At 39.2% G+C, this 8,106-nt stretch carries 9 protein-coding genes; all 9 read right to left on the bottom strand.

Annotation, left to right across the window (positions count from 1 at the left end; translation table 11 throughout):
- Positions 1 to 335: 335 nt before the first annotated feature.
- Entirely contained in the window at positions 336 to 704 is a 369-nt protein-coding gene (locus NT145_01665; protein ID MCX5781400.1) for an endonuclease domain-containing protein, read from the bottom strand.
- A gap of 219 nt (positions 705 to 923) precedes the next feature.
- The gene (gene cobT / locus NT145_01660) at positions 924 to 1,982 is read right to left on the bottom strand and encodes a nicotinate-nucleotide--dimethylbenzimidazole phosphoribosyltransferase (GenBank protein ID MCX5781399.1); all 1,059 of its coding nucleotides are present in this window, start codon (positions 1,980 to 1,982) and stop codon (positions 924 to 926) included.
- Positions 1,963 to 2,610, bottom strand: a complete 648-nt coding sequence (locus NT145_01655; protein MCX5781398.1) for a hypothetical protein — start codon at positions 2,608 to 2,610, stop codon at positions 1,963 to 1,965. Before NT145_01655 ends, cobT begins: the two co-directional genes overlap by 20 nt.
- A complete protein-coding gene (gene cobU, locus NT145_01650; protein ID MCX5781397.1) occupies positions 2,607 to 3,092 on the bottom strand; it encodes a bifunctional adenosylcobinamide kinase/adenosylcobinamide-phosphate guanylyltransferase in 486 nt (161 codons plus the stop codon). Before cobU ends, NT145_01655 begins: the two co-directional genes overlap by 4 nt.
- Positions 3,093 to 3,764: 672 nt before the next feature.
- A complete protein-coding gene (locus NT145_01645; protein ID MCX5781396.1) occupies positions 3,765 to 4,451 on the bottom strand; it encodes a ChbG/HpnK family deacetylase in 687 nt (228 codons plus the stop codon).
- A gap of 178 nt (positions 4,452 to 4,629) precedes the next feature.
- Entirely contained in the window at positions 4,630 to 5,646 is a 1,017-nt protein-coding gene (locus NT145_01640) for an aspartate-semialdehyde dehydrogenase (GenBank protein ID MCX5781395.1), read from the bottom strand.
- A 43-nt stretch (positions 5,647 to 5,689) separates the two neighbouring features.
- Positions 5,690 to 6,754, bottom strand: a complete 1,065-nt coding sequence (locus tag NT145_01635) for a 3-isopropylmalate dehydrogenase (GenBank protein MCX5781394.1) — start codon at positions 6,752 to 6,754, stop codon at positions 5,690 to 5,692.
- Between the two features lie 28 nt (positions 6,755 to 6,782).
- Positions 6,783 to 7,286, bottom strand: a complete 504-nt coding sequence (leuD, locus tag NT145_01630) for a 3-isopropylmalate dehydratase small subunit (GenBank protein MCX5781393.1) — start codon at positions 7,284 to 7,286, stop codon at positions 6,783 to 6,785.
- 90 nt (positions 7,287 to 7,376) lie between these two features.
- The coding region (locus NT145_01625; protein ID MCX5781392.1) for an aconitase family protein at positions 7,377 to 8,106 on the bottom strand (730 nt) is incomplete at its 5' end.

The raw sequence follows: 8,106 nt of genomic DNA, 5'->3' as shown, positions 1-8,106 counted from the left end.
CTGTCGGTGGATTGAAATCATGCTGTTAGATGGCGGTGTAATGCTGCCATCTTTATTCCTGAAGCGCCCGTTGTCTCTAACGGGGTGAACCGGTATAAAACCCAGCGGAAGCCTTGTAATTAACGTAAAAGCAGATACGATATTCTTAATTAACACCATTCACTTCCTCTTTGTTTTTCCGAATTATTAGTATTTCTCCCCTCTTGTTTTTAAAAAGGGGTCGGGGGAGTTGGTTTTATTCTTTCACTCTTCTTTTTCAAACTCCCCTTAATCCCCTCTTAATCTTAAGAGGGGATACTTCTTTTGCCATTCTGCTTCATGCTCCCCTCTTTTGTTCAAAGAGGGACTGGGGGAGTTATTGTATTACTCATTTCCGTCATTACTTCATCTATGTTTTTTAAAATATCCATGTTATTAAACCTTAATACTTTAATTTTCATCAGCCCAAAATATTCATCTCTCTTCTTATCACTTAAACTGCCTTTTTCATCATAATGCTGGCCACCGTCTATTTCTACAACCAATTTAAATTTCGGACAATAAAAATCTACTATATAGTTTCTGATTCCATATTGCCTGTAAAATTTATATCCAAATAATTGCTTATTTCTTAGTCGTGACCAGATTTTCTTTTCCGCATCAGTTTGATTCTTGCGCAATAATATCCGGACATCTTTGTTTTTAATGCTATTGAAAATCTTCATTATTGATTCAAACTCCCCTTTTTCCCCTCTTTAACTAAAGAGGGGATACTTAATTAGTTTTAGTTTCTTCTCAAGTCCCTTTCTCCCCTCTTGTTTTTAAAGAAGGGGCGGGGGAGTTCATTCAACGTCTTCCCTCTTCTTTTTCAAACTCCCCTTAATCCCCTCTTAATCTTAAGAGGGGAAACCTCTTACCATCTACCGTTTACCTTTTACCTATTTTTATTGAATTTTAACATCCTCTTTGCCTTTTGAAACCCCCGCATCTTCAAATGTCGCCATTTCATTCATCATTTTAACCGCCGCCTCAATTATTGAAAGCGCCAGAACCCCGCCGGTTCCTTCCCCGAGGCGCATATCAAGCCGCAGAATCGGCTCCAGTCCCAGGTAATCAAGAAGAGTTTTATGGCCCCTAACCGCAGAAAGGTGCCCGGCGAACAGATAATCCTTCACCTTAGGCTCAAGCTTGTATGCAAGAAGCGCCGCAGAGGTTACCGGAAAACCGTCAAGAACTACAGGGATCCCGATGGATGCGGCTTTAAGAATAAGCCCTGTCATCTGTCCTATGCAGTATCCGCCTACTTTAGAAAGAATATCAATCGGATCCTTTGGGTCAGGACTGTGCAGTCTGACGGCATTTTCAATTACCCTTTTTTTTCTTTTGAGAGTTAAAGAATCTATGACGGTCCCGATATCTATCACTTTATCAATCTCAATGCCGCCGGCTACGCTTATTGCCGCAGCAACGGTAGTGTTTCCTATGCCCATATCCCCGATTACAATAATGTCAACACCATCTCTGGCGGCATTTTCGGCTAACTCAACCCCTGTTTGTATGCATTTTTCTGCCTCATCTCTGGTCATCGCCGGCTCATGCGCAAAATTCTTTGTTGAACGGGCAAGCTTTCTGACAATAAACTTCTCTGATCTAGCTTTAATATCCGTTTTAACACCGGCATCAACCACTATAACTTCTGTATTCGTATGTTTTGAAAAAACATTTATGGCAGCGCCGCCAGAGATGAAATTCTTAACCATTTCTTTTGTAACATCCTGCGGATATGCAGAAACACCCTCTTCGGCAATCCCGTGATCAGAAGCAAAAACATATACCCTTTTCTTTTCTACGGCAGGTTTAAGGCTGTTTTTTATAAGCGCCATTTTTTGGGCTATTTCTTCAAGCATTCCCAGGCTTCCGACAGGTTTTGTAAGGGAATCTAAGCGTTTCTTAATAAGAGCTTCTAAGCTTTTGTCCAGTGCATTAATTTTTGGCAAATTCATAAGATTTAAACCTCTTTAACGAGACTAACAATTTCGGAAAATCAAATATCTCAAAATTCACCAGAAAATCTTTTCTGCCGAACGCTTTTTCAAGAACCCTATGGCGTTTTGTAAGTTCATGCACGTATTTGATTGTTTGTTTGTTCAAGGTACTGTGGTCTTTTCCGGATATTACACCGTGCAGATGCAGTTCTTTAACGCTTTGAAGTTTTGCGCTGCCAAGCACCAATTCTTCTTTGCCCGAAATTTTGAGATGCCCGATATCAATCGCCATTCTTTCAAAAACTGGGCAATTGTCAATAAGGTTTTCAAGGGCAACATCGTTTTTGTCTTTTATGAAATCTTCCCACCCAGTTAGGGGATGAAGCGTGAAGTTTTTTACCGGCAGATCTGCTTTTCGGAAAAACGAATACGCCTTGCGGCAGTTCTCAATGGTGTCCGCAGGAAGATGCACTGTATAGAAAACATCGAGCTTCCTCAGCCCGTCAAGCTGTTCCGTAAGTTGCCTTTTTAGATCACTATCCCAGGAAAAAATAAGAAGCTCAACGAAATCCACATAGCGTTCAAGAGCTTTTGCATTTTCAAGGTAAGTTCCCCTTTTAATCCACGAAACAGATCCTATTTTCATTTAATCTTTACCTTTATACCTGATACCATAAGATAAACTTCATCAGCACGTTTGGCTAAAGACTTGTTTATATTGCCGAGCAGGTTAAGATAATCCCTTGCTAGAGGATTTTCGGGTATAATCCCGTGGCCGACTTCATTAGTAACTAGAATCTCATTCCCTTTTAAGGAATCAAGAAGATTAGCGAAATATAAATTTGTATTTTTCCCATAATGCATGAGATTGCCAACCCAAGTAGTTACACAGTCAATTAAAACGACATTTGCCTTTGCTTTTTCGATGAGGGCAGATATTTCCGTCGGCTCCTCATGCAGGATAAACCCGTTTCCGCGTTCCGTTCTATGGCGCTTGATCTTTGAGCGCATTTCACTGTCAAACGGCACGGAGGTTGCCACAAAAACCCTCGGTTTGGGGATTTTTAGGGCAAGTTCCAAGGCTAATGTGCTTTTTCCCGATTTTACGCCGCCTGTTATGAGTATCATATTATTTACACTAACTGCAGTGATAAGGGATAAGTGGTAAGAATTAAGTTAACTGCCAAAAACATTTGAAATTCTTAACTTATCCTCATTATCTGTTCGGTTAAAGTTTTAAAAACAAACTCCTATTTTGGTTACATTAGTGTCTGTTGAAAAAGTCCTCAACAGCCACTGATTACACAGATTTTTAAAGGCGATTACACAGATATTTCGTCGGTGTTTAATTTGTGTAATCTTGACTCTTATCTGTGTAATCATAGTTTTTGTGCCTTTTTCAACAAAAACTACATTATAGTTGCTGATTCATCGGTGTACCTGTTGATACTGCTCGAAAAATAAAAAAACCTGTTTTCACGGGAAAACAGGTAATAACAAACTACTTTTACCTTTCCCGCGAAAGAATATTTTTTTAAAAATAAACAAGCCGTAGACCAGACTCTTAACGGCAGGATTTAGGTATTAGTAGATGGGTTTTAGGAAAAAACCTTTTCCTACCTACTAACTCCCATCTACTACCTACTGTCGTTAATTTACTGTTGCGGGGCAGTGCCCGGATGTAGTTCGACTCGCTTGCGCCCGCTCACCATTTATCCTGAGTGAGCTCTTCGATGTTACTCAGGGTACTGAGTTAATCGAAGTACGATGCGAATCGAAGTACGGGACTTCCTCGACTTGTTAAAAAATATCGCTAAACCTTAAAAGATCAATTTTTTTATCAATAAAATATTGTTTTAATTCCGGCTGACAGCAGTGCGCCAGCTCTGCTTCGCGCCAAAGTTCGCCATATCCGGGATGCGTCATAAGCTCAGCTATCTGATAGGCTTCATCTACATTTCCCCAATACCAACCTTCAATAAAATGATCTACATGTTTTAAATTATGGTCTTTTACTGCATTTTTGCATTTTTCAAATACGGCATCGTTAAGATCTGCTTTTGGGAATAATCTTATAACTTTAATATTGAAATCTTTTGCCGCCTTACAGATTAAAGGAAATATTTCATGGTGCATATGTGCATGATGGTGGCTGTCAATATGATCGGCGCTGAATCCGAATGATAAATATTTTTCTATCTGTCTTTTAGCTTCATTAAATACGTCATCCAGCAATGGCTTAGGATTTATCCAATGTTTAATTATTCCTTCCGAATGATCAACTTCAAAATATTTATCAAGGTCTAGATGAATTCCTAAGCCTAAAGAAGGATTTTCTTTTGCCAAAGCAACAGCATTATCCGTTGCTTCCTTTTCAACAAACAAGGAAGCGCTCGTCACATACCCATTTTTATGGGCATAAATAATTCCTTTATTTATGCTTTCTCTGTAGCCAAAATCATCGGCATTTATTATTAGTTTTTTCATTTTTTTTAACTTGCAATTCCCCGCATCAAGATGCGGGGTAAACAATAATTTCTCCCTTTAAAAAAGGGAGATTTAGAGGGATTTGACGCTATCAAATCTCCCCTCACCCCTCTTTTTCAAAGAGGGGAACAGCTGATACCCCGTCCGCCTTGGGCGGACTGCGTGGTATTTCAATTTTTTAAACCAGTTTTTTCTCAACTAATACTTCAGCTATTTGAACCGCATTTAAGGCCGCGCCCTTAAGTAAATTATCAGAAACAATCCAAAAAGTCAAACCCTTATCATAAGAAATATCTTCTCTTATCCGCCCGACATATGTAATTTGCTTATTTTCGGCATTAATCGGAAGAGGATATTTTTTATTGCTTATATCATCCATAATTTCAACCCCGTCAGCTTTGGAAAGAAGTTTTCTTGCCTGATCAACAGTCACTTTATTTTCGGTTTCTATCCATACTGATTCTGAATGCGACCTGAAAACCGGCACTCTAACGCAGGTTGCAGAAACTTTGATTGAATAGTCCCCCATGATTTTTTGTGTTTCATTGACCATTTTCATTTCTTCTTTCGTATACCCGTTTTCCATAAAAACATCAATATGAGGTATTACATTAAACGCAATCTGATATTGAAATTTGTTTGCAGAAGGCAACGCCTCTCCCTTTGCCCAGGCTCGGATTTGCTTATCCAATTCGTCCATGCCCTTAGCTCCGGCGCCTGAAACCGATTGGTAGGTAGAAACTATAACTCTTTTTATCTTAGAGAAATCATGTATCGGCTTAAGAACTACCACCATCTGTATAGTTGAGCAGTTAGGGTTTGCTATTATTTTCTTATCTTTACTCAACACATCAGGATTTACTTCAGGAACAACCAAGGGAATATCTTTTTCCATTCTCCAGGCGCTTGAATTATCAATTACAAAACAGTTTTCTTTGGCAAAAATCGGAGCATATTCTTTTGAAATGGCTGCTCCCGCGCTAAAAAGCGCTATATCAAGGCCCTTGGCTGATTCGGGAGTTAGTTTTTCAACTTTTATTTCCTTGTCGTGAAATTTAACAGTTCTTCCGACGGATCTTTCAGACGCTAAAGCTCTCAAAGATTCTACAGGAAATGACCTGCTCTCAAGCATCTTAATCATTTCTTGACCGACTACGCCGGTTGCTCCGACAACTGCCACTCTATATTTTTTCATTTTTTATTGTTCCCTTCTTTTCCCAAACTTCTTTATACAGTCTCTATATATTGCTTGCCACAAAATCACCCATTTCAGTTGTTGTAAGTCCCATCTTTCCGGCAGCAAGACTTTCTATTTTCCCTGATGACAATGATTTTATTATCGCATTTTCTACATCTTTTGAAGCCTTTATTTGCCCAATCACTTCTAACATCATTCCGCCGGCAGCTATTGCGGCAAGCGGATTAATTACATTTTTTCCTGTATATTTCGGAGCTGAACCTCCGATAGGCTCAAACATTGAAACCCCTTTAGGATTGATGTTTCCTCCGGCGGCAATACCCATTCCTCCTTGTGTCATAGCGCCCAAGTCGGTAATAATATCGCCAAACATATTGTCTGTGACAATAACATCAAACCATTCAGGGTTTTTTACCATCCACATACACGTTGCATCAACATGGGCATAATCTGTTTTAATATCGCTATACTCTTTGGCAACCTCGTTGAAAGTTCGTTCCCATAACCCAAAAGCATATGTTAAAACATTTGTTTTACCGCATAAAGTAAGTTTTTTATTCTTATTTCTTTTTCTGGTAAGTTCAAATGCATATCTGATGCACCGTTCAACTCCAAATCTGGTATTTACAGATTCCTGAACCGCAACTTCCTGCAACGTCCCCTGGCGAAGAAATCCTCCCGCTCCGGAATATAAACCTTCAGTATTTTCTCGAACCACAATATAATCTATATCTTCAGGTTTTTTATCCTTTAATGGTGTTTCTACATTTGGGTAGAGTTTAACAGGCCTTAAGTTTATGTATTGATCCAGTTCAAACCTTAGTTTTAAAAGCAGTCCCTTTTCAAGAATGCCCGGCTTAACATCCGGATGGCCTATGGCACCAAGATATATAGCATCCACTTTCTTTAATTCTTCAATAACGCTTTCCGGCAATATTTCTCCGGTCTTTTTGTATCTTTCTCCTCCAAGATCGTAATTTATCCAGTTTATCTTGAAATTGTTTTTTCGTGCCGCTGATTCAATAACTTTTATCCCTTCTTTTATTACTTCGGGGCCTGTACCGTCCCCGCCGATAACCGCAATTCGATAACTTTTCTTTTCCACTTTATTTCCTCCATTATTCTTAATTCATTTAAAATTTATTTTTATTCTGACTTTTATTTTTTATGTATTCCAATAACCCGCCCCGCTTAATAATTTCCTGCATGAAATCAGGAAAAAGCTGTGTTTTATAACTTTCATTTCTGGTTAAATTTTTGATTTCCCCCGTTCCCAAGTCAATTTCCAATTCATCCCCGGATTTTATTTTTTCAACTGAGTCAAATTCTAATATTGGAAGCCCGATATTTATCGCGTTCCTGAAAAATATTCTGGCAAAAGATTTTGCTATAACAGCCGAAACACCCGCCGCCTTGATGCTTATCGGGGCGTGTTCTCTTGATGAACCGCATCCGAAATTGTTTTCAGCTATAATAAAATCCCCTTTTTCCATTTTCTTAATAAAATCTTTATCTATATCTTCCATGCAGTGTTTTGCAAGCTCTGCCGGATCCGAGCTGTTTAGATAACGTGCTGGAATAATCTCGTCAGTATTTACATTTGAACCGTATTTGTGAGCTTTGCCCTTAAGAATCATTATAGCTCCTCTTTATAGGGTCAAGGGTCATGTAGCAAGTAGCAAGAAAAAACGGTGTTTTGTGCTACTTGACCCTTGCTACTTGCCCCTTTATTTCAGTTGGTTCGGATCGGTTATACACCCTTTTATCGCTGATGCTGCAGCAACAGCCGGGCTTGCCAGATATACCTCGGATTTGATATGCCCCATTCTTCCGACAAAGTTCCTGTTTGTTGTCGCTACGCAGCGTTCTCCTTGAGCAAGAATACCCATATGCCCGCCTAAACAAGGCCCGCATGTCGGCGGAGAAATAATAGCTCCTGATTTCAGAAATATTTCAATCAATCCCTCTTCTAATATTTGTCTGTATACTAACGGTGTCGCGGGTATAATCAACAGACGAACTCCCGAGGCAGTTTTCTTTCCTTTCATAATTTTTGCGGCGATTCTGAAATCTTCTATTCTGCCGTTTGTGCACGAACCTATTACTACCTGATCAATGCTTATATTGTTTAATTCTCTTGCAGCTTTTGTATTTGAAGGCAGAAAAGGCATAGATATCTGCGGCAAAATCTGCGAGCAGTCTATTTCAATTATTTCGTTATACTTAGCATCTGAATCGCTTTCATATAGTTTGAATTTTTTATTAGAATGTTTTTTGACATAATCCAGTGTACTTTCATCCGGATGAAATATTCCATTTTTCCCGCCCGCTTCTATAGCCATATTTGCCATGCTGAATCTGTCAGACATAGAAAGTTCTTTCAAAACATGGCCCGTGAACTCCATTGCCTGATACAATGCGCCGTCAACTCCAATTTTACCTATCGTATAAAGTATC

It is taken from the genome of Elusimicrobiota bacterium, from assembly GCA_026388075.1.
Classification (GTDB): Bacteria; Elusimicrobiota; Endomicrobiia; order Endomicrobiales; family JAPLKN01; genus JAPLKN01.
The sequence above is the reverse complement of the archived record's forward strand: the minus strand, read 5'-3'. Positions and strand labels throughout refer to the sequence as shown.

Excerpts from the sequence above, each read along its gene's own strand:
- NT145_01665 (MCX5781400.1), bottom strand. The coding sequence starts at position 704 with ATGAAGATTTTCAATAGCATTAAAAACAAAGATGTCCGGATATTATTG.
- cobT (MCX5781399.1), bottom strand. The coding sequence starts at position 1,982 with ATGAATTTGCCAAAAATTAATGCACTGGACAAAAGCTTAGAAGCTCTT.
- NT145_01655 (MCX5781398.1), bottom strand. The coding sequence starts at position 2,610 with ATGAAAATAGGATCTGTTTCGTGGATTAAAAGGGGAACTTACCTTGAA.
- cobU (MCX5781397.1), bottom strand. The coding sequence starts at position 3,092 with ATGATACTCATAACAGGCGGCGTAAAATCGGGAAAAAGCACATTAGCC.
- NT145_01645 (MCX5781396.1), bottom strand. The coding sequence starts at position 4,451 with ATGAAAAAACTAATAATAAATGCCGATGATTTTGGCTACAGAGAAAGC.
- NT145_01640 (MCX5781395.1), bottom strand. The coding sequence starts at position 5,646 with ATGAAAAAATATAGAGTGGCAGTTGTCGGAGCAACCGGCGTAGTCGGT.
- leuD (MCX5781393.1), bottom strand. The coding sequence starts at position 7,286 with ATGATTCTTAAGGGCAAAGCTCACAAATACGGTTCAAATGTAAATACT.